We start from the raw sequence: 25,003 nt of genomic DNA on the forward strand, positions 1-25,003 counted from the left end.
CTGTGAAAACTGTTCTAACAAAAATAATCAGAGTCGCGATTACCCTGCTGTTGGTCCTGATCGCCGCTATCGCTATTTTCCGAGCTTGGGTGTTTTATACCGAATCCCCCTGGACCAGAGACGCTAAATTCACCGCCGATGTGGTAGCCATTGCACCGGATGTCAGCGGCCTGCTCACCGACGTTCGGGTGAGCGACAATCAGCTGGTGCAGCAAGGACAAGTGTTGTTTGTGGTGGATCAGCCGCGCTATCAGCAGGCATTGGATGAGGCGCAGGCCGATGTGGATTATTATCAGGCGCTGGCGAATGAAAAACGCCGCGAGGCGGGACGGCGGGTACGGTTGGGCACCAATGCCATGTCGCAGGAATTGATCGATCAGGCCAATAACGATTTCATCACCGTAAGCCATCAGCTCGCCAAGGCGGTGGCGGCCCGCGATCTGGCGAAAATCGATTTGGATCGCACCATTATCCGCGCGCCGGCGGAAGGGTGGGTAACCAATCTCAGTGTTCATGCCGGTGAATTCATTACCCGCGGCACGGTGTCGGTGGCCCTGGTGAAACGAAATTCGTTTTATCTGCTGGCCTATTTGGAGGAAACCAAGCTGGAGAGGGTGCGTCCCGGCTATCGGGCGGAAATCACGCCGCTGGGCAGCAATGTGGTGTTTTACGGTACGGTCGACAGCATTGCCGCCGGGGTGACCAATACGAATGCGGTAGCGGACAAAAAAGGGTTGGCCACGGTGGATTCCAATTTGGAATGGGTCCGTCTGGCGCAGCGGGTGCCGGTGAAAATCCGGCTCGATGAGCAGCAGGGCGACCTCTATCCCACCGGCACTACCGCGACGGTGGTGATTACCGGCAGCAAGGATCGCCAGCCCGCCAGGTTATCGCCGATGATGCAATTGATACGTCGTCTACGGGAATTCGGCTAAGCGTAAGGTAATCAATTATTATGCTTTATCCTATTTTCATACGCTGCCGTTTCGCGATTAAATTGACCTTCGCCGTACTGCTGGCGCTGTTTGTCGGTTTCCATTTTCAAATGGAGACGCCGCGCTGGTCGGCGCTGACCGCGGCCATCGTCGCGGGCGGGCCGGCCTTTGCCGCCGGCGGCGAGCCATTTGCCGGCGCCATTAAGTATCGCGGCATGCTGCGTATCATCGGTACCTTTATCGGCTGTATCGGCGCCCTGGTGATTATCACCACCACCATCCGGGCGCCGGTGGTCATGCTGTTGCTGAGCTGTATTTGGGCGGGCTTCTGTACCTGGTACTCTTCGCTGGTCAAAGTGCAAAACTCTTATGCGCTGGCGCTTTCCGGCTACACCGCGCTGATTATCATTGTCGGCATCCAGACGGCGCCCCTGACGGCGCCGCAATATGCCATCGAACGCTGCAGCGAGATAGTCCTGGGCATCCTTTGCGCCATTCTGGCGGACGTGCTGTTTTCTCCCCGCTCCATCAAGCAGGATATCGATCGGGCGGTGGATCGGCTTTTGCTGGATCAATATCACTTGCTGATGTTGTGTCTTAATAACGCGCCGAAAGAAGATATTGATAAATCCTGGGGCGATTTGGTTAAGCGGACCACCGCCCTGGATGGCATGCGCAGTAATCTGATGATGGAATCTTCCCATTGGACCCGCTGCAACCGTCGCCTGAGGGCCATGAATACCCTGTCCCTGACGCTGATTACCCAGGCCTGCGAAACCTACCTGATTTTGCAAACCCATCCTGAGTTCGTTAATACCCAATTGCTGCTGTTGTTCAACGAGCCGGTGGTCACGGTAGCGGATATCCATAAGCGGATGAAGCTGATGCGCCAGGTGATCGCCGATACCCCGGCCAGACGGACTCCCCATACGCTTTATACCTGGGTGGGCACCGCCACGCGTTTTCTGCTGTTGATTAAAGGGGTTAAAAACAATACCCGTATCAGTAAAATCGAAGAGCAGGTCCTGGAGGATCAGGTGATTGTCGCCGCCCCGTCGGCGGAGCACCATCATGCCTTAATCAACGGCCTTCGAACCGGAGTGGCCACCGCGCTGGGCTTCCTGTTCTGGCTGTGGACCGGTTGGACCTCCGGCAGCGGCGCGGTGATAATGATTACCGTCATTACCGCCCTGGCGATGCGGGCGCCCAATCCGATGATGGTATGTAAAGATCTGCTCTACGGCATGACGGCGGCGCTGCCCGTCGGCGCTGTCTTCTATATGTACATCATGCCGGCGACCCAGCAAAGCCTGCTGCTGCTGTTCATTTCCCTGGGCATTTTGACGTTTATTGTCGGTTTCGCGGTGCAAAAACAGATATTGGGATCCATTGGCCTGATGGCTGGTACGCTCACGATTATCGGCCTGACCAATCCCATGTCGTTTTCCATCAACGGTTTCCTCGACGGCGCCATGGGTCAAATCATCGGCTGCGCGTTGGCGACGCTGGTGGTGATGTTGATTCGGGACAGTTCCAAAGCCCGCATCGGCCGGGTGCTGCTGAACCGGTTTGTGTTTGGCGCGGTATCGGCATTGTCCACCAATAAGGCCCGGCGCAGAGAAAATCATCTGCCGGCGTTATATCAGCAACTGTTCCAGTTGCTGACGCTGTTTCCCAGCGATATCGCCAAGTATCGCCTGGCGTTGATGTTGATCATCTCCCACCAGCGCCTGCGTACGGTGGATATCCCGGTGAATGCGGATTTATCGGCGTATCACCGCCGGATCCGCGCCACCGCCGACCGGGTGATCAATGCCCGCAATGAAATTCGCCGCGGCGAGCATTTCAACCGACTGTTGGAAGAGATGGGTATCTATCGGCAAAAGCTGCTGGATTATGACGCGCCCGCCGCCGTCATCGAACCGGTGGAGCGCTTAACCGATACGCTATTACGTTACCGGCATGCACTAAGCGGTTAAACGCCGCTCCCTATCTCCGTCGTGCAACTATACTTACTCCAAAAGATGGGAGGATATCATGCACGAAAATTCATCTATTCAGGATCATATCCTGTTTAACACCGGCTACCTGGTTAACGGCGAGTGGCATCGTGGCAAAGAGACGTTTGACGTGCTTAATCCGGCCACCGGGGAGGTGATTGCCAACGTGGCCAAAAGCGGCAAAACCGAAACCGAGGCCGCCATCGCCGCGGCCGCCGCCGCTTTTCCCGCCTGGCGGGCCAAGACCGCTAAAGAACGCTCTGAAATCCTGTATCGCTGGTACAATTTAATCATGGAAAACCAGCCGTATCTGGCAAAACTGATGACCGCCGAACAGGGTAAACCGGTAAAAGAGGCCGCGGGCGAAGTGGCTTATGCCGCCAGCTTTATCCAGTGGTTCGCCGAGCAGGCCAAACGCGCCAACGGCGAGATTATCCCCCCCGCCAAGGCGCATTCCCGCATCCTCGCCACGCGCGAGCCGGTAGGGGTGGTTGCGGCCATCACGCCGTGGAATTTCCCCCTGGCCATGTTGACCCGCAAGCTGGGTCCGGCCTTGGCGGCCGGCTGTACCGCCCTGATCAAACCCGCCAATAATACCCCGCTTTCGGCATTTGCCCTCTTGGCGCTGGCGCACCAGGCCGGTGTGCCAAAAGGGGTGGTAAACGGCGTGGCGGGTGATACCGCTGCCATCAGCGATGCCATCATGGCCAGCTCCGACGTCCGTAAGATAACCTTCACCGGTTCTACGGCGGTGGGGAAGACCCTGATGCGCCACGCTGCCGACACCATGAAAAAAATCTCCCTGGAACTGGGGGGCAACGCGCCCTATATCGTATTTGATGATGCGGATATCGACGCCGCGGTGGCAGGGGCCGTTGCCAATAAATTCCGCAACGCGGGCCAGGTATGCGTCAGCGTGAACCGCTTCTATATCCAGGCGGGGGTGAATGATGAATTTGTCCGCCGTCTGGCGGAGGAAGTGGCGAAACTCAAGGTAGGCAACGGCATGGATGACGGCGTGGTAGTCGGGCCGCTTATCAACCAGGCCGGTGTGGATAAGGTTCAAGAGCATGTCAGGGATGCGCTGGCCAAAGGGGGGCGCGCGGTGATCGGCGGCCAGCCCCATGCCCTCGGAGGTAATTTCTATCAGCCGACGGTCATCGCCGAGGCCAATGAGCAGATGACGCTGGCCCATGAGGAAACCTTCGGCCCCTTGGCGGCCTGCTTCCGCTTCGATACCGAAGAGGAGGTGATAGCAAGGGCCAACAATACTCCTTTCGGCCTGGCGGCGTATTTTTATACCCAGAACCTGCAGCGGGTCTTTCGCGTTTCGGCGATGCTGGAAAGCGGCATGGTGGGGGTGAACGAATGCGCGGTGTCTACTGAGCTTGGGCCGTTCGGCGGCGTTAAGGAATCGGGACTGGGCCGGGAAGGTTCGGTATTGGGCCTGGATGAATATCTGGAAGTGAAAACGCTGCATATCGGCGGCCTGTGACAGCTTTTTTGGCCACACCCGCCGCGGGCGCGGTATGGCATGCTCCCTGGATGACGGGTATATTGATAAAACGTGGTGCGGAGAACGCTAGATGGAGAAAGTATCCTTTGATTTCAGCCAGATACCTGATCTACCGGCTTTTTACCGTGACTTTGGCCGTCAGTTCGCGCTGTCGGAACCCCGGGATAGCAACCTTGACGAATTATGGCAAACCGTCACCCGCCGTTTGCCCTTACCGGTGGAAATCGAATTTCTCCATCTGAACGGGGCGAAAAAACGCCGCTTCGGCGCGTTGATACTGTTGTTTGATGAAGCGGAGGAGGAGCTGGAAGGACGGCTGCACTTCAACGTGCGGGGATAGTACGCGCGACGGTTAATCCGCCGCGGCAACTGACCTCAGGTACTGGAAAATCAAGCGGGCGGTCTTCCCCGGTTTGCCGGCCGCCAGTTCTTTTTGCGCGTTGCGTACCAGCGAGCGCAACTGCTGCCTGTCCGCCTCGGGATAGACGGCCATCACTTCCGCCACGCCGTCATCTCCCTGTTCAATGAGATGATCCCGCAGCGTTTCCAGCTTATGGAACAGTGTTATCTGCTGGTTATGCCGGTTTTTCAGCTTGTCCAGCGCCTGATGGATGGGTTCCACATCCCGGGCGCGCAGCATTTTGCCAATCAGCTGGATCTGGCGGCGGCGGCCCTCTTTTTTGATCCGCTGCGCCAGCTCTATGGCCGCCAGCAGATCGTCGTCGAGGGGGATTTTTTCCAGTCCGTTTTTGCCCAGTTCCACCAGTTCAACCCCGAGCTTTTTCAGCGCTTCGGCGTCGCGTTTGATTTCGCTTTTGCTGACCCAAATGATTTCGTCTTCATCTTCATCGGGTTGCGCGTCTGGCTGTTCGTCGAGCCAGTCGTCCGGTTGTTTGCTCATTATGCGGTTCCTCAAAAAGAGGCTCATCCTAACAGGTTGCAGAGGATCTTCAATGCCCTTATTTTACGCTATACCCTAAATAATTCGAGTTGCAGGTGCGTTGGCCCTCCTCGCTCACCCCAGTCACTTACTCAAGTAAGCTCCTGGGGATTCGCTGCGTTGCCGCCTTCCTGCAACTTGAATTATTTGGGGTATATACACCATCATACCCTTAATGGAGCGTGGTGCTTTTGCTTTTGTTTACAGTTGTTCCGGCAACCACTGCTGTCGCATACCGTGCCAAATGCTTTGCGTACTGATAGACTTATCGTTAATAGATGACCTTGGCTTCAGGCCGGTGGATATCACAATCCGACTCTGTTCGTCCTGCGGTAGCGTCACCCTCTTGCGGATAACCTTATAAACCTGGCGGATCAATGAAATTAGTCACTCAAGTTGCAGAACAGCGAAAATTATTGGAAAACGCGGTTGCGCAAGCGCTGGAGCTGGCTGGCGCCGGTTCGGACGCGGCGGAAGTCGCGGTGACCAAAACCACCGGCATCGGCGTCAGTACGCGTTATGGCGAGGTGGAAAACGTCGAATTCAACAGTGACGGGGCTTTGGGCATCACCGTTTACTACCAGCAGCGCAAAGGCAGCGCTTCTTCCACCGATTTGAGTCCGGACGCTATTGCGCGCACCGTCGGCGCCGCGCTGGATATCGCCCGTTATACCTCTCCCGACCCGTTCGCCGGGCCGGCGGATAAAGAATTATTGGCCTTCGATGCCCCGGAACTGGATCTGTTCCATCCCGCCGAGCTTGATGCGGAACGCGGCGCGGAGCTGGCGGCGCGGGCTGAGATGATCGCCCTGAAGGCCGATAAGCGTATTACCAATACCGAAGGCGGCAACTTTAATAGCCATTACAGCACTAAAGTTTACGGCAATAGCCACGGTATGCTCAGCAGCTATAACAGCAGCCGCCATTCCATCTCCAGCAGCGTTATTGCGGAAAGCGGCGGGAATATGGAACGCAACTATGCCTATACCATCAGCCGGGTGTTTGAGGATCTGCGCTCGCCGGAGTGGGTGGGTGAAGAGAGCGCGCGTCGCACCCTGGAACACCTCAATCCCCGTAAGCTGGATACCATGCAGGCGCCGGTACTGTTCGCCGCCGAGGTGGCGACCGGGCTGTTCGGCCATCTGGTGGGCGCTATCAGCGGCGGCAGCGTCTATCGTAAAGCCACGTTTTTGCTTAACGATCTGGGTAAACCCGTTTTGCCCGATTGGATGACCATTGAAGAGTATCCTCATTTGTCGAGAGGCCTGGCTTCTTCCCCCTTTGACAGTGAGGGCGTCCGTACCGAGGATCGCACCATCGTTAAAGACGGCGTTTTGCAGACCTGGCTATTAAGCAGTTATTCGGCGCGCAAGCTGGGTATGAAGACCACGGGCCATGCGGGGGGGATACATAACTGGCGCATCGCCGGCCGGGGTCTTGATTTCGCGGGGCTTCTAAAACAAATGGATCGGGGCCTGGTGGTCACCGAGCTGATGGGACAAGGGGTCAGTGCCATAACCGGCGATTACTCCCGTGGTGCGGCCGGTTTTTGGGTCGAACACGGTGAAATTCAGTATCCGGTAAGCGAGATAACCATTGCCGGAAATTTGCGGGACATGCTGCGCAATATTGTAACCGTAGGGGATGATATCGAGACGCGAAGCAATATACAGTGTGGCTCGATATTATTACCGATGATGAAAATCGCTGGTCAATAAAAGGTCATCAATAATGAAAATAAAAGCAGTAGCAATGTTGTCGTTAACCCTTCTCATGTTAAGTCCGCTGGCGGCGCAGGCCCGCGATCTCGGCGACGACATGGACGCCTTGGCGGCCAATTACAGCGCGGTAATGAAAACCGACGATCCGGCCACTCTTCAGCATGCGCTGAACGGCATGCACGATGCGGCGCTGGATGCGCGCAACGGCACCCCGCCCAAGCTTAAAGGACAGCCGGCCGACAGCGCGCAGATGAAAGACTTTCGTCAAGGCATCACGGATCTCATCGGCCAGATAGAGCAGGCGCAGGCCCTGGCGCAAAAGGGCGATATCAAGCAAGCCAAGGCAGTGGCGGCGCAATTCAAACAAACCGAAAAAGTCAATCACGCCAAATTCCGCTAAACACCCTTCATGATGGCCATTGCTCCCGCGCCCGGCGCAGGGCGGCAATGGCCGTACCCGCCGCCATCCTGTCCCGGCAAAGCAGCGTCGGGCCAGCATCTTTTATTATCCGCCGTCGATGCCTCGTTGCCGCAGCGTTTATATCCCCTGCCAGGCCAGCATAAACAGCAACATCCTGACGGGTTCCTGCGAGGGATGTTCACAGGAACGGTGGTTAAGCTGTGCATGCAAATGCAGCAATAAATGGCTGAACCTGTCCGCGTCGTTCAGGATCATTTTGACTCGAGCCAGGGCCTTGGTGCGGAATAATTGTCTGGCCAGCTTCTTATCGGATAAAAAGGCCACATGCTGAACGTTTGCCGCTTCGGATAAACTCACCAGGCTGTTGATTTCATCGCTGCTCATGTTTCCCGACTGTAGTCGGGCCATTAGCAACGGGAAATCGTCTTTAAACACCGGATTCACCAAGGTCTCTTCCTCCGTGACGCTTCCTTTGCCCACCGAACGGCTGATGGAGGCGATATTTTCCCCGGAGGGAATTTCCTTGCAGCCGTAGCGGCAATAATGCGCCAGATAATGGTTATGAGGCCCCTTCGACTGGCGATACCGGACATTGAACCATAGCCGCTTCAGCGGATCGGATTTCAGGGCTACCGTGGCAATGGCAAAGGAATCAAAGGAAGCTCCCCAAACCCGGCCGTAATCGTCTCCGGTATGGTTCTCCAGCAAGGCCAACGTTTTTTTCAGGTTGCTAATGAAAAGCGACCAGGCGCGGTGCTGTATATTTTGGCCTGCGCCGATTATTTGCAGCGCGGAATAGAACAGGGTCCGCAGCCGCGGCTGCTCTTTTGAGGACAGCAATTCCCGTACCAAAGCGTCACACAGGGAAAGTCCTTTACGAATAGCATTTGCCTGCGGCGCATAACGCGGACTCAGCGCGATCTCCGCTTCCCCTAAGCCATAAAAAATGATTTTTTTCAAACCGGAATGCGCCAGGCTTTTTTCAGCGGCCAGGGCCAGCCGACAGGATTTATCATTGGGCAATCTGAAACCTTGCCGATAGCTAAGGCGTGAATCAATTCCGTGTTCCAACATCACCGCTGATAGTGTTTTTTGGTAAGAAGCCAGTACCTGATCTCTGCCGGGAATATAAAAGAATTTTTTCTTCTTGTTATCAAACCTTATTTTTAACTCAATATTTTTATCGCCCCGCAATAGAAAAACGTTCTCGCCAGGCCCAGCGGATATTTCAAAATAATGGTTTTATTGTTAAATAGTCTACGCCATCAGCATCCTTGGCGATACCCAGGCTATTTACCGGTGTTAAATCGCCGGTTCTTTTGCAAAGCTCATTTAAATTTTCCATAAGCTTTTCATAAAGCCTGATGGAAATATCGCTGTATACCGCCATGGAAATCGCCGACCGCGCGTGATATTCACGGCCGGTTAAGCGTCCGAACTGCCAATGGTTTTTCTCATTATGGCATACCGGGTAACCGGCATTGTCCTCATGGTGAATATCAAAAACTTCGTGGGCTTTCAGCCGGCTATAGAAACGCAGCGGCATGATCTTGCCAAACAGGCGGACGGCCTGGAGATTTTCCCGCCTCTGTCCGCTTGCCGGCGGCAGAGTGATGCTGAAATGCATGTCAATCCTACCGTTAGGCCATGTGCGCAGGGTGCGGACATAACCGGAGGGCATCACTGATAATGCCGTTAAAACCCGCTCTAAACCCCCATTGACGTGCTGGGCGCCCTGCATTGCTTGCATATCATAGTTCATTAGGGTCCGAAATAACGACAGCGCTATTTTCGGCCCGGCTGAAAAATGAATAACACCTTCATCATCAAAGGGCAGTATTTCGCCGGCGGCGGAAAACAATAACGATAACGCCAGCCGAGACGGATCGGGAACAGGTGAATAGAACGAACCAGAAACAGGCGATTGAAGCGCCGTCTGACGCGCAGGCGGGTGATACGGACCGTCGCCTTCCAGCGGCTCAAGGGCGGTGAATGGCGCGATGGGCAAGGCATAGAGTTGGTTGAGCCAGAGAACGGAATCGCCATATCCGTTCTGCGGCCGGGCTTGCCGAACGTCAGGTAAATAAGCGGCATCGGCCCATGCCCGCTCCAGCTGCCGTTCGCTCACTATCTCATACAGCAGTCCGGAGGCTTTTTCTTTGTTTTGCCAAATATGTTCTGGATAATCCGCGATGTTTTCCAACCAACGCTCTACTCCCCACCGTCCGAAGATCACATCGCTGCCCTTACTGTCCCGCAAGGCAAAGTGCTTCAGGAGTTCTTGCCGTGCGAAGCTGTCCCTGCTTTGCCCGACGACCCACTCCCTCATGGCCGCACCGTTTTCAAAGCGGCGAAAGGGCTGTTGGGCCCGGGGCAGATAGAGCAGCACATCCGGCGCCCCCGGCGCTTCTATCACCGCCAGATCGGTAGCGAGACAGCCGTTGATATCAAAAAGAGAGATATTTAAACGATGGCGGCCGTCCTCCCCAAGCCCCAGGGCTTGCATGTATATGCCAATATCCCCCGGGCTGGGCTGTTCCCGGTGGTGGCTTAGCCCGTTTACGATATGGATTAGATTCGCCAGGGCATGGAATTCTTGGTTGACGCGCCGGTAATGGTGCAGGGCATGCTGGTAAACCGCCGTCAGCTTCAGAGAGTCCAGCAGCGGATCCAGGTCCGATGGCTTGAAGGGCAATAGATCGCCGCGCCGGGTACCTGTTACGCTTGCGTTGCCGCGATACACGCCATAATCATCATCCAGGGCCGCCAGGTCTTCCGCCTCGCCGGTAAAATATTTTTTGATGGCAAATTCCGTGAGGGTCAGAGAACCTTTCGGCCTGTCCTCAAGACCCTGGCTGACGGGAGAATCAGGCGTGGACCGGGAAGGATCATTTTGATGCAAAAAACAGTGGTCCGGATTGAGTGAGACGCCAAAGCGCCGGCTGATGGCCTCGGCCAACTGCTGCGCCACAATGTTGGTTATGGCGGGATAACTGTCCCGCAGGTAATGCCGTAACTGAACATAAGGCGCCGCCCAAAATGGGCCGCGGAACATCGTGTTTTGGGTGGTCGTCTCCGGTGGTAACAAGGTCTCTGATGACAGGTTCAATTTTGTCGCCAACAACGCTTTTAGCGTAACCGTCTCCGGGTAGGCCAAGGCTTCGGACGGTAGCGTTGCCGCGACCTCGGTAATGGCGTTTATCGGCGGCGGCGCCAAAACAGCGGCAGACCTGCCGGGCGCGGCGCCGCTGACGGCGGGGAAGGGCATCGCCACGGCCATCAAACCCTGTGCGAGCACCTGCAATGCGCGGCGGACTGGGGCAATAACCGTGGAGAATAAAGCTGCGGACAACGAAGAGGCGGCAGATCCGGCAAGAGCCTGGCGATCATGGCGCCGATCCGTTCCCGGCCCGGTTGCCGTGGCGGGTACGTGCGGCTTTTTTATGCCGTAATAGGCTTCCGCGATGCGCTCCCGCTGAATTTGCCGGCGACGGCTGTCACAGGCCCAGAGCCGCGCCAGCCTGCGACCCTCCCTTTGTTCCCTTTTTTCCGCCGGATTCAGGATTGTCCGGCCAAAGGGATCTGCCGCGGGCTTAGGGCTCTCCGTGGCGGTTGCGCATAAGAGATGCCAGTATCGGCAGATGCGGGTAAAAGCTGCGCCAGGGCCACGGGCAGTTTTAAACCGGCGCGGCGGGGAGCCGGTACAGAATGCCCGGCAAGATAATATTCGCCCAACAGCGCCAGCACGCCCAGTACCAGATAATCGCCTTCCGTTGGCGTGTTAAACCCGGCCGGAAAGGAAGATTATCGAGCCCCACCCGATCCTCGATATGATTCTTGATAAAATTTGCCAAGAGCATCAATTTTTCGCTTTGGGGTAAAATGGTCAGGGCGAAAAGGGAATCCTCTATCAGCACGCTGCCGATATTTTCTTCACTGCGCCAGAGGCGATAAAATGAATGAGCGGCTGCCAGCAGGAAAAGGAATGCCCAGGCCGGTTTTATACAAGAGCGAGAGGGATAAACGATCCGCTTCATAGGAAGTGACTATTTTAATCAAATGAAACAGCGTTCGTTTAAGATCTTCCGTGAACGGAACATTTTCTGTCGGTAATTCCTCCGGTAGGTCGTAATATATTTCGCTATCATCGTCTGTTTCATAATTCGGATCTTCACAATCAAAGAATTCGATTTCAGAATCATTGTTGTAAATATTATAATAATCTTTAAAGCCTTCGGTGATCTGCATTAATTTCCCCTTGTGGATTTATTATGGGTATTGGCGTGATATCCTTCTGACGGTATTTTTCCGAATCGCTGAGCAAGAGAAGTTAACCCATAATAAAAATCGGCACGCCGGGTTTACGGCATAAAAGTGGTAAATAACTCTTTATAGGCAATAAATAAAAGACGAAAATCGCTTGATGTTAATATGGAATGTTGATGAGATAAAGTTAATGGACTAATTATATGAGCAGTATTACTGCCATTTCATACCGGCAATGGGACGAAAATGTTCGTTATCGGAGCTGATCATATGATATGAACCTCCTATGCGTCATAGCTTGGCCGCACCTGGGGCCGTCCGCAATTGCGATATCCACCGGGCTTGAAAGGCCATCATGGGTGCCGGCAGGTGCCTGGATTAGCATGATATTCCTGCATTAAAGAGGGTGATTTGACGAGGAGTATGACATTTGGGGCGAATGAATATCAAAATTTACCATATATTAAACTTATATTTTAAAAATGAAGTATTATTTTATTAATTCATCATAAACTGCATTTTCATGCTGGTTAACGAGGCTACGTGAGTTAAAAGCGCTTTGCGGTCGAATTAAGCGGGTCAGATCACTTTCGTGAACGTTATTTCCGTTTCAAACTGGAAAAATAGCGGCTACAAACCCGGCGATATTAACGCTAGGGTAAATCATCAATAGCCTCACCATTGGGTGGCGCTGCAACTTGAAATCTATTGGGCATATTCATTTCGCTAAGGACGATATGGGAGTACACAGTGGTGGATAAAGCCGTACCCGCGACCGGGGGAAAGAATGAACTGGAACCGTTGTCCGCGGCGCTGATCGAAAAAGTGTTGGCGGGCATCATGGAGATGATGAAAACGAGAAATATTCAGGTCAATACCGTGCAGGAACAAATGCTGCATTCCCATGTCCGGGCAATGGTTCTGCGGTCCCTTACCGGTGAGCCGTTACCCGAGGTGGATGAAAGCCTGTTTGACGAAATCTCTCCGGATTCCATGTTAATGGCAAAAAAAGTGGTAAATGAATTAGGCAATTTACCGGTGGAAGAGGCCTATTTATTATCGGTTCATTTTGAAGTGGCGAAAGACAATACCGCTAAATAAAGTTGGAGGACATTTTATGGGTCAGGTAACAGTGGTCATCGGCGATCGTTTGGGTAAAGGCCAGAAAGTGGCCCAGGGCATTGAGCAGGCCGGCGGCAAAGCGATTGTCGTGCCCGGCATGGCCGCGGATATGAAGCTAGGGGACGTCATGCAAAAAGAGCAGGCGGATTTCGGCATCTCTTTTTGCGGCAGCGGCGGCGCCGGAGCCATTACCGCGCAGAATAAATACGGTTATAAAGCGAAATACGGCATGAGGTCCATTGAAGAGGGCGTCACTGCTATTCAGGAAGGATGCAAAGTGCTGGGTTTCGGTTTTATGGATAAGGAAGAGTTGGGGAAAAAGCTGATTGAAACCTGGCTTAAAAAATACGGCGCCGCCTGATGGAAGAGCAGTCGGTCATTAAAGTCAGGGTGGCGGGCAAAGGCGAAACCAAGAACGGTGCGCTGGCCGCCGCGTTAAGCCAGGTTCAGCCGTCGGTAATGAAATCCACCGGCGCCGTTTTGCTGCGTATCGAACCCATGCAGGTGGACGTGGTGAGCGCGGAAGAAATCCGCACGGTGGAAAAATTTCTTTTTTTCTTTCTGCCCAGGGAAAAGAGGAGCTACAGCGTGGTGTTGGATATTACGGTCAGCATCATCATGATCGATCCCGAAAAAATCCCTTTTTCTCAGCGTTAATCAGGTGGGTTAATACAAAAGGATAATCCGATGTTTCTCATCATTTTAATCAAGTCTCTTATTATCGGCGGGCTGGTGGGATTTGGCGTGGGCGCCGGAGCGGCCCGTATGTTCCATGCTCCCACCATTCAGGGCATGGGGGCGTTTCGTACCTTGGGAGAGCTGAATTCGTGCGAAGGGGATCCTGCATCCCATTTTTCCTTCGGCCTGGGATTTTTCTTTAACGCCTGGGCGTCTTCGGTGGCGGCCGGGTCTTTTACCCAGGATGTGGATCATCGCATTATCCCGCACTGGGGCGCGGCGGTGCTGATGATAAAAAACCGCCGGCTAGACCAGACCATGCACGATCCGCGGCGTATGGCCATTGCCTGCGGCATCATCGGCATGGTGGTGGTGGCGTTTCTTAACTCCACGGCTTCCGCCGTTCCGGCCGCGCTGCAGGTGACGGCGGTGAAGGTGCTGGTGCCTGCCGCCAATATTCTGGTGAACACCGTGATGCCGGTTATTTTCTGGCTGGCGGCCATTGATGCCGGCAAACGTTCGGGTTTTTGGGCGACGATTTTCGGCGGCCTGGCGCAATTGATCATGGGCAACGCCGTGCCGGGACTGGTGCTGGGGATTCTGATCGGCAAAGGGGTGGAAGAGGGCGGCTGGAACAAGATTACCGGCATCATGATGACGGCCATCGTGGCGCTGTTTGTCCTGAGCGGATTTTTCCGCGGTTTCGATATGAAAATGCTGCAGTCTTTCAGCCTGGGCGTTCCCGGCTGGCTGGACGCTATCCATAACCAGCTGAGCGGTAAATAACCTCGAGGGGATCCTGAAAATGGAACAAGAAAAACGCGGTTTTTGGTATGCCGACTGGTCTTTCCCGATCTTTGTCGGGGTACTGTCCGCCGGCATTTTCGCCGGTACCCATATGTATTATCTCTACGGCATCGGGGCGTTCAATGAAGTGGCGTTTGTCTCCATGCTGCGCACCGGCATAGATACCGGGGTATACGGCGCGGTGGCGGCCTTTGGCGCCAGCTTTCTGTTTGCCCGCATTATCGAAGGTTCGCTGGTGGGAATCCTGGATATCGGCGGCGCGCTACAGACCGGCGTAGGACTTGGGGTACCGGCGCTGCTGCTGGGGGCCGGCATTAAATATCCGCTGCAGAATTTCGCCGCGTCGCTGGCCACCGGCCTGGTGCTGGGGATAGTTATCGGCTGCCTGATTATCCTGGCGCGCAAGTTCACCATCAACCAGAGCAATTCCACTTATGGGGCGGATGTCATGATGGGCGCGGGTAACGCCTCCGGCCGTTTTCTCGGCCCGCTGATCATCCTGTCCGCCATCACGGCGTCGATCCCTATCGGTTTGGGTTCTCTGCTGGGGGCGCTGCTGTTTTATCTCTGGAATAAGCCCATAACCGGCGGCGCCATTCTGGGCGCGATGATACTCGGGGCAATCTTCCCCATAGCGCTGTAACCACGTATATCAGGTGCGTTATACGGAGAATGGCAAATGTATGATCTCATTATAAGACGGGCAAAAAAGAGTGACGGCAGCCTGACGGACATTGCCGTCCGTAACGGCAGGATAGCGGTTGTCGGGGAGGTGGACGAGCACGCCTCCGCCGCACAAACGCTCGACTTGCAGGGAGCGGTTTTCGCCAGCGCCGGCTGGATTGATGCCCATGTCCATTGTTACGCCAAATCGCCGGTTTATCACGATGAGCCGGATTTGGTAGGGGTTGCCGGCGGGGTCACCACCGTGATTGACGCCGGCAGCACCGGCGCCGATGACGTGGACGATTTCTACCGGCTCACCCGGGCGGCCGAGACTCAGGTGTACGCGTTTTTGAATATTGCCCGTACCGGCATCGTCACGCAGGATGAACTGGCGGACATGACGCGAATCGATCCGGTTGCCGTCCGTGAGGCGCTGCAAAACCATCCCGGTTTTATTATCGGTCTCAAGGCGCGCATCAGCAGCAGCGTGGTGGGAAGCAACGGCATCAAGCCCCTGGCGCGCGCCAAGGAGATGCAGCGGGAAACGCCTTCGCTGCCGCTGATGGTGCACATCGGCAATAACCCGCCGAGCCTGGATGAAATCGCGGATCTGCTCACTTCCGGCGACATCATTACCCACTGTTTCAACGGCAAACCCAACCGGATTTTATCCGCCAAAGGCGAACTGCGCTCCTCGATAAAACGCGCGCTGGGGCGTGGTGTGCGCCTGGACGTCGGACATGGCACCGCCAGCTTCAGCTTCGCCGTCGCCGAACAGGCGATCAAACAGGGCATTTTGCCCTATACCATCAGTTCCGATATTTATTGCCGAAACCGCATCAACGGCCCGGTGCATAGCCTGGCGGCGGTCATGTCGAAATTTTTTACCCTCGGCATGAACCTTGAAGAGGTTATCCAATGTGTCACCGCACACGCCGCCGAGGTATTGCGTTTACCGTCTAAAGGACGCCTGGCCGTGGGCGCCGATGCGGATTTGACGTTGTTCGATATCCGTACCGAACCTCAGGTTCTGGTGGATTCCGAAGGACTGTCCATTACCGGCGAACGTCATCTGGCGCCGCTGGCGGCCGTGGTGGCGGGTAAGGTCCTGTTAACCGATGAAGGGAAATCAAAAAATGTCTTCAATCTATGAGCAGTATCAGCTGAAGCAGGTAATAAACGCCTCCGGACGCATGACGATTCTGGGCGTGTCCACCCCGGCCGCGGACGTGGCTGAGGCGGTTAATTACGGTTTGAACCACTTTTTTGAAATGAAGGATCTGGTGAATAAAACCGGGGCCTATATCGCCGGCCTGCTGAAGGTGGAAAGCGCGGTGGTGGTTTCCTGCGCCTCCGCCGGCATCGCTCAATCCGTTGCCGCGGTGATTGTCAAAGACGATGCCTGGCTGTTGGAAAACCCGTATGAAACGGCATCCGGCGTGGCCCGGGATATTGTGTTGCCAAAAGGCCACAACGTGAATTTCGGCGCGCCGGTCTCCACCATGGTGGCCCTGGGAGGCGGTAAGGTCGTGGAAGCCGGCTATGCCAACGAATGTTCCGCCGCCCAGCTGGCGGCCTGCATTACGCCGCGCACCGCCGCCATTCTCTACATCAAGTCCCACCATTCGGTGCAAAAAAGCATGCTGTCGGTGGCACAGGCCGCCGCCGTCGCCCGTGAACACCATGTGCCCCTCATTGTCGACGCCGCCGCCGAAGAAGATCTGACGGTCTATTACCAACAGGGGGCGGACCTGGTGATTTACAGCGGCGCGAAGGCCATTGAAGGCCCCACCAGCGGTTTGGTCCTGGGTAAAAAACAGTTCGTGGAGTGGGTAAAGCTGCAGTCCGGCGGTATCGGCCGCGCGATGAAAGTGGGCAAGGAGGGCATTCTCGGCCTGACCCAGGCGATAGAGAGCTATACCCGGCTGCCGAAGACCACCGGACGGCAAATGGTGGATAAAATGGCGCCGTTTATCAGCAGTCTGAACGCGCTGCGCGGCATATCGGCACGCGTGGTATGGGATAGCGCCGGACGGGATATCGCCCGCACGGAAATCACCTTTGATGAAGCCGCGCTCGGCTGGAAAACCAAGGATATCGTCGACGCGCTGAAAAACGGCGACATCGCCATTTATTTTCGGGGCTATCGCGCCAATGAAGGCAAGATTGAAGTGGATGTGCGCAGCGTGACGCCGCCGCAGCTGGAGACCATTGCCGCCTGTATCGAAAATCTGTTTAAAGGAGCCGAGGCATGAAACTTACGCCGAATTTTTACCGCGATCGCGTATGTTTGAACGTGCTGGCGGGATCCAAAGATAACGCCCGCGCTATCCATGCCGCCGCCGAGGGCCATGTGCTGGTGGGCGTGCTGTCTAAAAATTATGCCGATGTTCCGTCCGCCGTGGCGGATATGCGCGATTACGCTGCGCTGATCGACAATGCGCTGTCGGTGGGATTGGGAGCGGGGGACCCGCGCCAATCGCTGATGGTCAGCCTGATTTCCCGGCAGGTCCAGCCGCAGCATGTAAATCAGGTGTTTACCGGCGTCGGCGCCAGCCGCGCCCTGCTGGGCCAAAGCGAGAGCGTGGTGAACGGCCTGGTTTCCCCCACCGGTAAAGCGGGCTGGGTGAAGATTTCCACCGGGCCCCTCAGCTCGGCGGCGCCCGACGCCATAGTGCCCATAGAAACCGCCATCGCGCTGTTGAAAGACATGGGCGGCAGTTCGGTGAAGTATTTCCCCATGGGAGGATTGAAAACCCGGGAAGAATTTGCGGCGGTGGCCCGCGCCTGCGCCGAACATGATTTTGCCCTGGAGCCTACCGGCGGTATCGATTTGGCGAATTTTGAACCGATTTTGACCATCGCGCTGGAAGCCGGCGTCGGCAAAATCATCCCCCATATCTACAGCTCGATTATCGACCAAACCAGCGGGCTGACTCGTCCGGTGGACGTCAAGGCCCTGCTGGCGATGGTGAAAAAGCTGCTGGGCTGAACGTCCGCTCGCGGAATCCCCGTTTATCCGACACGCCGTGAGAGATAAGGAAAAATATGAAAAGTAATTACGGGTTTATGATTTCCGGCTTAACCGCCGCGATGCTGGCCGTAGCCGCCACGCCGCTGTACGCCGCCCCAAAAGCCCCGGCCGCGCGTTATGCTTACGTCGGTACCTATAATCCGAACGGCGAGGGCGTTTACCGTTTTGATTTCAACGGCAAAACCGGGGCGCTCACCAACCGGACGCTGGTAAGCCAGTTGCCTAACCAGGCGCAAATGGTGGCGGCTCGCGACGGCCAGACGCTGTATATCGGCAACGAAATCGACAATTACAACGGCGGCAAGCACGGCGCGGTGGCGGCTTACCATATCAATTCCCAGGATGGCAGCCTGAGCCTTATCAATCAGGTGGACTCCCAGGGCGCCGGCCCGGTCTTTCTTTCGCTGACGCCCAAGGGCGACCATCTTCTGGTGGCAAACTATATCAGCGGCGTGGTGGCGTCATTCCCCATCGACGCCGGCGGTAAAATAGGTGAGACCGGCTCAAGCCAGCAGGATTCCGGTCCGGCCGGAGCGGGAAAACCGGCGGCGGCGGCGGAGGGCAGCTTTGCCGTCAGCGATCATAATGGTCCCCATGCCCATATGGTCGCGGCCGATCCCAGCGGCAAATTCGCTTTCTCCACCGATTTGGGACTGGACCGGATTTATCTGTGGAAACTGAACGATGCTACCGGGGCGCTGGAAGCCAACGATCCGCCCTTTATCAACGCGTCATCGGCCGGCGCCGGTCCGCGCCATTTCGTATTCCATCCCAACGGCAAGGTCGTCTTCCTGATTAACGAAGAGGCCTCGGTGCTCACCAGCTATCGCTTCGACAGTGCGAAGGGCACCCTGACGCAGTTGCACAGCCTCTCTTCGTTGCCGGCGAATTTCAAAGGCACCAATTTCGCCGCTGGCATCGTGTTGAGTAAAGACGGCCGCCATCTTTATGTGGCCAATCGCCTGCATAACAGCATCGCGCAAATCAACGTCACCGGCGAGGGCGCCATGGCCTGGGGCGGCGAGATCTGGACGCGCGGAGATTACCCGCGCACACTGACGATGTCGCCGGACGGCAGATATATTTTCGCAATGAATCAGCGAAGCGATAACATCACCCGGTTCCGGGTGGCCGGCGGCAGCGGCAAATTAGCGTTTGTTGACGATTACATTCCGGTGGGCAGCCCATCGCAGATGGTGATTGCCCCTTGAAAAGAGAATTCCTTGCACAGAGTATTCCCTAACCAGCGATACGCCGGGCTGACGGCGTAAGTAGGTACAGCGGCACGGGATAACAGGATGCCGTCCCGGACCGAATCGAAAGCGCTGTTTGCCGGCAATAATGATTGGAAGGATAATGGTGAGATTTCCCTATCAACGATTGGCCCACTTGTTTGACGCGCTGCAGCTCGAAACGCTGCCGCAGGACGAGCTGGCAAAACGCCTGGCAGTCTCAACACGCACCGTGCGGGCGGATATTATTGCTTTAAACGAAATTATCGCGCAGTACGGGGCCGCCTTTGTGTATAACCGCGGCAGCGGCTATCAATTGAAAGTAGATGACCCGTCGCTATTCTCCACCCTGCAACAGACGGTAAGCCATCGCGTCAATCTGACGCCGCGCACTGCCGCGGATCGGGTGGATTATCTGTTGATCCGCTTTTTGACCTCCGCGTTCTCGTTAAAGCTGGAGGATCTGGCGGATGAATGGTTTGTCAGCCGTGGAACGCTGCAAAATGATATGGCCGAGGTGCGTGAGCATCTGGCGCGCTATAACCTGAATATCGAAACCAAACCGCGCTACGGCATGAAACTGTTCGGCGCCGAGCTGTCTATCCGGGCCTGTTTGACCGACCTCTTGTTCCAGCTCGATGCCGGGGATCACGCCAATCCGCTGCTGAAAACCGAAAGCCTGGATCGCGGGACCTATGAAAAGCTTACCCGTTTTATGCATCAACTGCTGGCGCAATCGTCCATCCGCCTCACCGATGAAAGCGAGCGTTATCTGAATTTTTATTGCGCCGTGGCCATCAAGCGCATCGCCGGCGGTTTTCCCCTGACGGAGTTTGAGGCGGAAGAGGGCGATCCGGCGGTGAAACAGATATCGGTGCGGCTGATGGCAGAGCTGAAATCCCTGGCGGGCAAAGAGATCCCGGCGGCGGAAGAGGCTTACCTCAGGGTGAATATCGCCGCGCGGCGGGTGCAGAATATCCTGCCCACTGATATTAACGCTGACGACGACGAGTCGCTGGTGGACTATATCCTGTCCTATATCAATACCCACTATAACTACGATTTACGTGGCGATAAGCAGTTGTGTACCGATCTGCTTACTCACATCAAGACCATGATTACCAGGGTAAAATATCAGATTAATATCCCCAATCCGCTGTTGGCCAATATCAAGCAGCATTATCCCATGGCCTATGATGTCACCCTGGCGGCGGTGAACAGCTGGGGCAAATATACGCCGTATGTGATAAGCGAAAATGAAATCGGCTTCCTGGTGCTGCATATCGGCGTGGGTCTGGAGCGCCATTATGATATCGGCTATCAGCGCCATCCCCAGGTGCTGCTGGTGTGCGATAGCGGTAACTCTACGGTGCGTATGATTCAGGCGCTGCTGAGCCGCAAATACCCGCAAATCAGCGTGACCCGGGTCATTTCATTGCGGGAATACGAGAGATTGCCGGCGTTGGAGGAGGATTTTGTGATTTCCACCGTTCGGCTGGAGGAAAAGAATAAGCCGGTGATGGTACTGGCGCCGTTTCCCAGTGATTACCAGCTTGAGCAACTGGGTAAACTGGTGCTGGTGGATCGTACCCGGCCTTATATGCTGGAAAAGTTTTTCCATGAAAATTATTTTATGATCGTTGATAAGCCCATGGATCAACAGGATCTGTTCAAGCGGGTGTGCGGGCAATTGAAACGCGATGGGTTGGTGGGTAAAGATTTTTATCCGTCGGTGGTTGAGCGGGAAGCCATTGTCAGCACGCTGCTGGGGGACGGTATCGCATTGCCCCATTCGCTGGGATTGCTGGCGAAAAAAACGGTGATTTATACCATATTGGCGCCCCAGGGTATTCCGTGGGGCGATGGCGAAACCGCCTACGTGGTTTTTTTGCTGGCCATTAACAAGACTGATTATGAAGAGGCGATGGCGATTTACGAGCTGTTCGTGAATTTTGTCCGTGCGCGCGCCATGCCCAGGCTGCGGGAGAGCCGTGATTTCGCCGGCTTCAAGGCGGTGGCCATTGATAGCCTGAGCCGGGCTTAATCAGTCTTCGTTAAAGCCGGCGTTGAAGAGTTCAATGATAGCCGCCAGCGCCCGTTCTTCATCAGGGCCGGTGGCTTCGATTTCAATCAGCCCGCCCTTGGCGGAATCCAGCATCAGCAGCGCGATAACGCTGCTGGCTTCCGCTTCGGTCCCGAAGTCGTTGCGCAGCAGCACCTCGGCGTCAAAGCTTTGCACCAGATCGAATAATTTCATGGCTGGCCGGGCATGCATGCCGAGACGATTCTTGATTTCCACCGTTTGCTTGACTGTCATGAGCGTTTTTCCAGGGTTCGGTGTCTGGATTGGACATTTTTGCCGCGGGAGCGGAAATAATCCGCCAACTGCTCGGCAACATACACTGAACGGTGTTTGCCGCCGGTACAGCCAATGGCCACCGTTAAATAGCTGCGGTTGTTGGTCTCCAGCATCGGCAGCCACAGTTCGAGATAACTTCGGGTTTGGTAAATGAAATTATGGACTTCGGTGTGCCGGTCGAGAAAGGCCGCCACCGGTTTATCCAGACCGGTCATCGGCCGCAGTTTCGGATCCCAGTGCGGGTTGGGCAGGAATCGTACGTCAAAAACATAGTCCGCATCGATGGGCAGGCCGTGTTTGTAGCCGAAGGACTCGAACACCATGGTCAATTCGCGCTCGCGTTTGCCCAGCAGCCGGGTGCGGAGCATTTCCGCCAGTTCATGCACCGACATTTCCGAGGTGTCGATAATCAAATCGGCCCTGGAGCGCAGCGGTTCCAGCAGTTCGTTCTCCTGATCGATGGCGCTTTCCAGCGACAGGTTCTTGCTCGACAGCGGGTGCAGGCGCCGGGTATCGCTATAACGGCGGATCAGGGTGCTGCGCTCGGCGTCGAGAAACAGCAGCTGCGGCGAAAAGCTTTGCGGCAGGTTATCCATTGCATGCTCGAAAATTTCCGGCGTTTCGGGCATGTTGCGCACGTCAATACTGACCGCGGCGGAAATATTGCGATCCGCCAGGGTGGCGGCCAGCTGCGGCAGCAATACCACAGGCAGGTTATCGACGCAATAAAACCCCATATCTTCCAGCGCGCGTAGCGCCACTGACTTCCCTGAACCGGATCGACCGCTGACAATCATCAGCACCATGACGACTCCCCTCTGGCATTAACATCGACGCATTGGCGAAGAGGCCGCTATTTCCGCCAATCAAACCCCGCGGGTCGGTAAGCGTAGGATACTGCGCGTTAAGACCCGGCTTCTGTTTCCGTCATGATTTCATAAAGTTCTTCGTCGCTTTGAGCGGCGCGTAGCCGGCGGCAGACCGTTTTATCAGCCAGACGCTTGGCTACCAACGATAGCGTATGCAGGTGCGTTTTGCATTGTTCCGCCGGCACCAGCAGGGCAAAAAGCAAATCCACCGGTTGATTATCGATGGCATCGAAGGCGATGGGCTGCTCCAGGCGGATAAATACCCCCACCGCCCGCAGCGTGTCCTCTTCCAGTTTGCCGTGGGGGATCGCGATTCCATTACCGATACCGGTACTGCCCATGCGTTCACGGGTTAATACGGCGTCAAATACCACCTGCGGCGCCAGGTTAAGCTGTTTGGCCGCCAGTTCGCTGATTATTTCCAGCGCGCGTTTTTTGCTCTGGCACTGAATGGAGCCGCGGGTGCATTCAAGGCTTAACACCGTATTGATTTGCATTGCTGTATCGTTAGTCATTTCGTTTCACTTAGGCGCTGATTCACCTTTAAGACTCATCGGCCCATTATACCCGTCATCTTGCGAGTCGCGGGTGTGTTGGCTTAGTTGCTCGGCTCATCCATGAGCCTCGCCATTACGAGCCGATGCGAGGTCAGGCTGCGACAATGGCTACAGTGAATTAAAACTGTTTCAGTTTATCTTTATGCTTGTTAAGTTGACGCGCCAGCTTATCTATCAGCAGATCGATGGCGGCATACATATCATCCGCTTCCGAAGTCGCGTGCAGCTCGCCGCCATTGACATGTATCGTCGCTTCAGCGATCTTCTGCACCTTTTCGACTTTTAGAACAATATATACCTGATTGATTCGGTCGAAGTACTGTTCAAGCTTGGAAAATTTCGCAGTAACGAAATCGCGTAACGCATCGGTGATATCAACACGCTGTCCGGTAATATTCAGCTGCATAGTGTCTTCCTTCTCTGTGGAGGTCAAACCAATTGTTTTCGCTGGTTCGACGGCGGGATGGATAAGGACTCACGATATTTTGCCACGGTACGCCGTGCTACCATAATACCCTGATCGGAAAGCAGGGTAGTCAGCTTGCTGTCGCTGAGCGGCTTCGCCGGGTTTTCTGCGGCGATCAGTTTTTTCACCAGCGCGCGAATGGCCGTTGAGGAAGCTTCGCCGCCCCCTTCGGTATTGACGTGACTGGAGAAAAAATATTTAAGTTCGTAGATACCGCGCGGGCTGTGCAGATATTTTTGCGTGGTAACGCGAGATATGGTTGATTCATGCATATCCACCGCCTGGGCGATATCCGCCAGCACCATGGGACGCATAAACTCTTCCCCCTGTTCGAAAAATGCCTGCTGCTGCTCTACGATGCAGCGGGTGACTTTCAACAGGGTGTCATTACGGCTTTCAAGACTTTTAATCAGCCAGCGGGCTTCCTGCAGGTGGCTGCGGATAAACTGCCCGTCCGCATCGTTTCGGGTGGTGTTGCCCAGCGCCGCGTATTGCTGATTGATTTTAAGGTTGGGAATGCTGTCGGTATTGAGTTCCACCGTCCAGCGGTTATGCACTTTGCGCACCAGGACATCGGGTATCACATACTGCGATTCGGTGGTATTGATGGATTGGCCCGGGCGGGGATCCAGGGATTGAATCAGCGCCATCGCCGATTTCAACACCTCTTCTTTCAGCCGCGTCGACCTCAGCAGGGTACGGAAATCGTGGCTGGCCAGCAAATCCAGGTAATCGGTGACGATAAGCCTGGCTTCCGCCAGATACGGAAAGTCCTTTGACAGCTGCGAGAGCTGAATGAGCAGGCAATCACGTAAATCCCGCGCCGCCACACCCACCGGATCGAATCGCTGGACTCGTTTCAGCACCGCTTCCACTTCATCCATGGTCACGCTCTCTACGCCGATGCTTTCCAGGATATCTTCCAGCGGCACGGTGAGATAACCGGTCTCATCCACCGCATCCACGATGGAGGTGGCGATAGCGATGTCGGTGTCGGAAAAAGGCGTCAGCTCCACTTGCCACATCAGATAATCCTGCAGCGTCTGAATGGTCTCGCCCTGGTAAATCGGCAGCTCCTCGTCGCGATAATCCGTACCGGTGCCGGACGGGGTGCCCGCTGAATACATTTCGTCCCAGGTAGCGTCCAGCGGCAGTTCTTCCGGCATATCCTTTTGCTCCATCGCCTCGCGGGTATCGAGGGATTCGGAGTCGGGAGCGTCGTGCGGCGTGTCTATTTCTTCATGAACGTCCGATTGTTCGAGTAAAGGATTGCTTTCCAGCGCAGTCTGTATTTCCTGCTGGAGTTCAAGCGTGGACAATTGCAACAGACGTATCGCCTGCTGTAACTGCGGAGTCATGGCCAGTTGCTGACTAAACCTGAGTTGCAAACCTTGCTTCATATGATGCGTTAATT

At 55.3% G+C, this 25,003-nt stretch carries 25 protein-coding genes; 16 read left to right on the top strand and 9 right to left on the bottom strand.

Features of this window, described 5'->3' with window-relative positions; translation table 11 throughout:
- Window positions 1–2 precede the first annotated feature (2 nt).
- The 4 genes from aaeA (at window position 3) to GTU79_RS03005 (ending at window position 4,791) form a co-directional block, all read left to right on the top strand.
- Window positions 3–935 (top strand): p-hydroxybenzoic acid efflux pump subunit AaeA, encoded by a 933-nt coding sequence (gene aaeA / locus GTU79_RS02990; RefSeq protein WP_203522916.1) that lies wholly within the window; start codon window positions 3–5, stop codon window positions 933–935.
- A gap of 20 nt (window positions 936–955) precedes the next feature.
- On the top strand, window positions 956–2,914 hold the full coding sequence (gene aaeB / locus GTU79_RS02995) for a p-hydroxybenzoic acid efflux pump subunit AaeB (protein ID WP_203522915.1): 1,959 nt from the start codon (window positions 956–958) through the stop codon (window positions 2,912–2,914).
- Between the two features lie 58 nt (window positions 2,915–2,972).
- Window positions 2,973–4,430 (top strand): NAD-dependent succinate-semialdehyde dehydrogenase, encoded by a 1,458-nt coding sequence (locus tag GTU79_RS03000; RefSeq protein WP_203522914.1) that lies wholly within the window; start codon window positions 2,973–2,975, stop codon window positions 4,428–4,430.
- A 91-nt stretch (window positions 4,431–4,521) separates the two neighbouring features.
- On the top strand, window positions 4,522–4,791 hold the full coding sequence (locus GTU79_RS03005; RefSeq protein WP_132923590.1) for a barstar family protein: 270 nt from the start codon (window positions 4,522–4,524) through the stop codon (window positions 4,789–4,791).
- A gap of 12 nt (window positions 4,792–4,803) precedes the next feature.
- Here the strand turns inward: GTU79_RS03005 and yjgA are convergent, their stop codons facing one another.
- Window positions 4,804–5,352 carry a ribosome biogenesis factor YjgA gene (yjgA, locus tag GTU79_RS03010; RefSeq protein WP_132923589.1) on the bottom strand — a complete coding sequence of 183 codons (549 nt, stop codon included), beginning with the start codon at window positions 5,350–5,352 and terminating at the stop codon, window positions 4,804–4,806.
- 416 nt (window positions 5,353–5,768) lie between these two features.
- Between yjgA and pmbA the strand changes: the two genes are divergently transcribed.
- Complete coding sequence (pmbA, locus tag GTU79_RS03015) at window positions 5,769–7,109, top strand: metalloprotease PmbA (protein ID WP_203522913.1); 1,341 nt, start codon at window positions 5,769–5,771, stop codon at window positions 7,107–7,109.
- Window positions 7,110–7,122: 13 nt separating this feature from the next.
- A complete protein-coding gene (gene cybC / locus GTU79_RS03020) occupies window positions 7,123–7,512 on the top strand; it encodes a cytochrome b562 (protein ID WP_203522912.1) in 390 nt (129 codons plus the stop codon).
- A 138-nt stretch (window positions 7,513–7,650) separates the two neighbouring features.
- Here the strand turns inward: cybC and GTU79_RS03025 are convergent, their stop codons facing one another.
- From GTU79_RS03025 to GTU79_RS03035, 3 genes are all read right to left on the bottom strand, one after another.
- Window positions 7,651–8,556, bottom strand: a complete 906-nt coding sequence (locus GTU79_RS03025; protein WP_214513689.1) for a hypothetical protein — start codon at window positions 8,554–8,556, stop codon at window positions 7,651–7,653.
- Between the two features lie 205 nt (window positions 8,557–8,761).
- Entirely contained in the window at window positions 8,762–10,885 is a 2,124-nt protein-coding gene (locus tag GTU79_RS03030) for a dermonecrotic toxin domain-containing protein (RefSeq protein ID WP_214513690.1), read from the bottom strand.
- Between the two features lie 581 nt (window positions 10,886–11,466).
- Window positions 11,467–11,781, bottom strand: coding sequence for a hypothetical protein (locus GTU79_RS03035; RefSeq protein WP_214513691.1), 315 nt, complete (start codon window positions 11,779–11,781; stop codon window positions 11,467–11,469).
- Window positions 11,782–12,600: 819 nt separating this feature from the next.
- On the opposite strand from GTU79_RS03035, the gene GTU79_RS03040 reads away from it, so the two are divergent.
- The 10 genes from GTU79_RS03040 to GTU79_RS03085 all read left to right on the top strand — a co-directional run bounded on the left by GTU79_RS03040 (window position 12,601) and on the right by GTU79_RS03085 (window position 21,382).
- Window positions 12,601–12,900 (top strand): PRD domain-containing protein, encoded by a 300-nt coding sequence (locus tag GTU79_RS03040; RefSeq protein WP_165934290.1) that lies wholly within the window; start codon window positions 12,601–12,603, stop codon window positions 12,898–12,900.
- Window positions 12,901–12,916: 16 nt separating this feature from the next.
- Window positions 12,917–13,282 (top strand): glycine-rich SFCGS family protein, encoded by a 366-nt coding sequence (locus GTU79_RS03045; protein WP_132923585.1) that lies wholly within the window; start codon window positions 12,917–12,919, stop codon window positions 13,280–13,282.
- The gene (locus GTU79_RS03050) at window positions 13,282–13,578 is read left to right on the top strand and encodes a DUF4312 family protein (RefSeq protein WP_203522910.1); all 297 of its coding nucleotides are present in this window, start codon (window positions 13,282–13,284) and stop codon (window positions 13,576–13,578) included. The genes GTU79_RS03045 and GTU79_RS03050 overlap by 1 nt, the downstream gene beginning before the upstream one ends.
- A gap of 30 nt (window positions 13,579–13,608) precedes the next feature.
- A complete protein-coding gene (locus GTU79_RS03055; protein WP_132923583.1) occupies window positions 13,609–14,385 on the top strand; it encodes a DUF4311 domain-containing protein in 777 nt (258 codons plus the stop codon).
- 19 nt (window positions 14,386–14,404) lie between these two features.
- Entirely contained in the window at window positions 14,405–15,049 is a 645-nt protein-coding gene (locus GTU79_RS03060) for a DUF4310 family protein (protein ID WP_203522909.1), read from the top strand.
- Window positions 15,050–15,085: 36 nt separating this feature from the next.
- Entirely contained in the window at window positions 15,086–16,225 is a 1,140-nt protein-coding gene (locus GTU79_RS03065) for an amidohydrolase/deacetylase family metallohydrolase (protein WP_203522908.1), read from the top strand.
- Window positions 16,209–17,327, top strand: coding sequence for a DgaE family pyridoxal phosphate-dependent ammonia lyase (locus tag GTU79_RS03070; protein WP_132923580.1), 1,119 nt, complete (start codon window positions 16,209–16,211; stop codon window positions 17,325–17,327). Before GTU79_RS03065 ends, GTU79_RS03070 begins: the two co-directional genes overlap by 17 nt.
- Window positions 17,324–18,064: a 2-dehydro-3-deoxy-phosphogluconate aldolase gene (gene dagF, locus GTU79_RS03075; protein WP_132923579.1), complete on the top strand. Its 741-nt coding sequence runs from the start codon at window positions 17,324–17,326 to the stop codon at window positions 18,062–18,064. Before GTU79_RS03070 ends, dagF begins: the two co-directional genes overlap by 4 nt.
- Window positions 18,065–18,120: 56 nt before the next feature.
- Window positions 18,121–19,317, top strand: coding sequence for a lactonase family protein (locus GTU79_RS03080; protein ID WP_203522907.1), 1,197 nt, complete (start codon window positions 18,121–18,123; stop codon window positions 19,315–19,317).
- A 145-nt stretch (window positions 19,318–19,462) separates the two neighbouring features.
- Window positions 19,463–21,382, top strand: coding sequence for a BglG family transcription antiterminator (locus GTU79_RS03085; RefSeq protein ID WP_203522906.1), 1,920 nt, complete (start codon window positions 19,463–19,465; stop codon window positions 21,380–21,382).
- Here the strand turns inward: GTU79_RS03085 and npr are convergent, their stop codons facing one another.
- From npr to rpoN, 5 genes are all read right to left on the bottom strand, one after another.
- A complete protein-coding gene (gene npr, locus GTU79_RS03090; RefSeq protein ID WP_132923577.1) occupies window positions 21,383–21,655 on the bottom strand; it encodes a PTS phosphocarrier protein NPr in 273 nt (90 codons plus the stop codon). It abuts the gene before it with no gap.
- Window positions 21,652–22,503: an RNase adapter RapZ gene (gene rapZ, locus GTU79_RS03095; RefSeq protein WP_132923576.1), complete on the bottom strand. Its 852-nt coding sequence runs from the start codon at window positions 22,501–22,503 to the stop codon at window positions 21,652–21,654. The genes npr and rapZ overlap by 4 nt, the downstream gene beginning before the upstream one ends.
- A gap of 98 nt (window positions 22,504–22,601) precedes the next feature.
- Window positions 22,602–23,081: a PTS IIA-like nitrogen regulatory protein PtsN gene (gene ptsN / locus GTU79_RS03100; RefSeq protein ID WP_132923575.1), complete on the bottom strand. Its 480-nt coding sequence runs from the start codon at window positions 23,079–23,081 to the stop codon at window positions 22,602–22,604.
- Between the two features lie 160 nt (window positions 23,082–23,241).
- Window positions 23,242–23,529, bottom strand: a complete 288-nt coding sequence (hpf, locus tag GTU79_RS03105; protein WP_132923574.1) for a ribosome hibernation promoting factor — start codon at window positions 23,527–23,529, stop codon at window positions 23,242–23,244.
- Between the two features lie 23 nt (window positions 23,530–23,552).
- The gene (rpoN, locus tag GTU79_RS03110) at window positions 23,553–24,989 is read right to left on the bottom strand and encodes an RNA polymerase factor sigma-54 (RefSeq protein ID WP_132923573.1); all 1,437 of its coding nucleotides are present in this window, start codon (window positions 24,987–24,989) and stop codon (window positions 23,553–23,555) included.
- Between the last annotated feature and the right edge of the window lie 14 nt (window positions 24,990–25,003).

The sequence above is a fragment of the Sodalis ligni genome (assembly GCF_016865525.2).
In the GTDB taxonomy this organism is placed as follows: Bacteria; Pseudomonadota; Gammaproteobacteria; order Enterobacterales; family Enterobacteriaceae; genus Acerihabitans; species Acerihabitans ligni.

Excerpts from the sequence above, each read along its gene's own strand:
- ptsN (WP_132923575.1), bottom strand. The coding sequence starts at position 23,081 with ATGACTAACGATACAGCAATGCAAATCAATACGGTGTTAAGCCTTGAA.
- yjgA (WP_132923589.1), bottom strand. The coding sequence starts at position 5,352 with ATGAGCAAACAACCGGACGACTGGCTCGACGAACAGCCAGACGCGCAA.
- pmbA (WP_203522913.1), top strand. The coding sequence starts at position 5,769 with ATGAAATTAGTCACTCAAGTTGCAGAACAGCGAAAATTATTGGAAAAC.
- dagF (WP_132923579.1), top strand. The coding sequence starts at position 17,324 with ATGAAACTTACGCCGAATTTTTACCGCGATCGCGTATGTTTGAACGTG.
- GTU79_RS03035 (WP_214513691.1), bottom strand. The coding sequence starts at position 11,781 with ATGCAGATCACCGAAGGCTTTAAAGATTATTATAATATTTACAACAAT.
- GTU79_RS03060 (WP_203522909.1), top strand. The coding sequence starts at position 14,405 with ATGGAACAAGAAAAACGCGGTTTTTGGTATGCCGACTGGTCTTTCCCG.
- GTU79_RS03005 (WP_132923590.1), top strand. The coding sequence starts at position 4,522 with ATGGAGAAAGTATCCTTTGATTTCAGCCAGATACCTGATCTACCGGCT.
- GTU79_RS03065 (WP_203522908.1), top strand. The coding sequence starts at position 15,086 with ATGTATGATCTCATTATAAGACGGGCAAAAAAGAGTGACGGCAGCCTG.
- npr (WP_132923577.1), bottom strand. The coding sequence starts at position 21,655 with ATGACAGTCAAGCAAACGGTGGAAATCAAGAATCGTCTCGGCATGCAT.
- GTU79_RS03050 (WP_203522910.1), top strand. The coding sequence starts at position 13,282 with ATGGAAGAGCAGTCGGTCATTAAAGTCAGGGTGGCGGGCAAAGGCGAA.
- GTU79_RS03085 (WP_203522906.1), top strand. The coding sequence starts at position 19,463 with ATGGTGAGATTTCCCTATCAACGATTGGCCCACTTGTTTGACGCGCTG.
- aaeB (WP_203522915.1), top strand. The coding sequence starts at position 956 with ATGCTTTATCCTATTTTCATACGCTGCCGTTTCGCGATTAAATTGACC.
- GTU79_RS03045 (WP_132923585.1), top strand. The coding sequence starts at position 12,917 with ATGGGTCAGGTAACAGTGGTCATCGGCGATCGTTTGGGTAAAGGCCAG.
- GTU79_RS03055 (WP_132923583.1), top strand. The coding sequence starts at position 13,609 with ATGTTTCTCATCATTTTAATCAAGTCTCTTATTATCGGCGGGCTGGTG.
- GTU79_RS03080 (WP_203522907.1), top strand. The coding sequence starts at position 18,121 with ATGAAAAGTAATTACGGGTTTATGATTTCCGGCTTAACCGCCGCGATG.
- hpf (WP_132923574.1), bottom strand. The coding sequence starts at position 23,529 with ATGCAGCTGAATATTACCGGACAGCGTGTTGATATCACCGATGCGTTA.
- GTU79_RS03000 (WP_203522914.1), top strand. The coding sequence starts at position 2,973 with ATGCACGAAAATTCATCTATTCAGGATCATATCCTGTTTAACACCGGC.
- GTU79_RS03070 (WP_132923580.1), top strand. The coding sequence starts at position 16,209 with ATGTCTTCAATCTATGAGCAGTATCAGCTGAAGCAGGTAATAAACGCC.
- cybC (WP_203522912.1), top strand. The coding sequence starts at position 7,123 with ATGAAAATAAAAGCAGTAGCAATGTTGTCGTTAACCCTTCTCATGTTA.
- rpoN (WP_132923573.1), bottom strand. The coding sequence starts at position 24,989 with ATGAAGCAAGGTTTGCAACTCAGGTTTAGTCAGCAACTGGCCATGACT.
- rapZ (WP_132923576.1), bottom strand. The coding sequence starts at position 22,503 with ATGGTGCTGATGATTGTCAGCGGTCGATCCGGTTCAGGGAAGTCAGTG.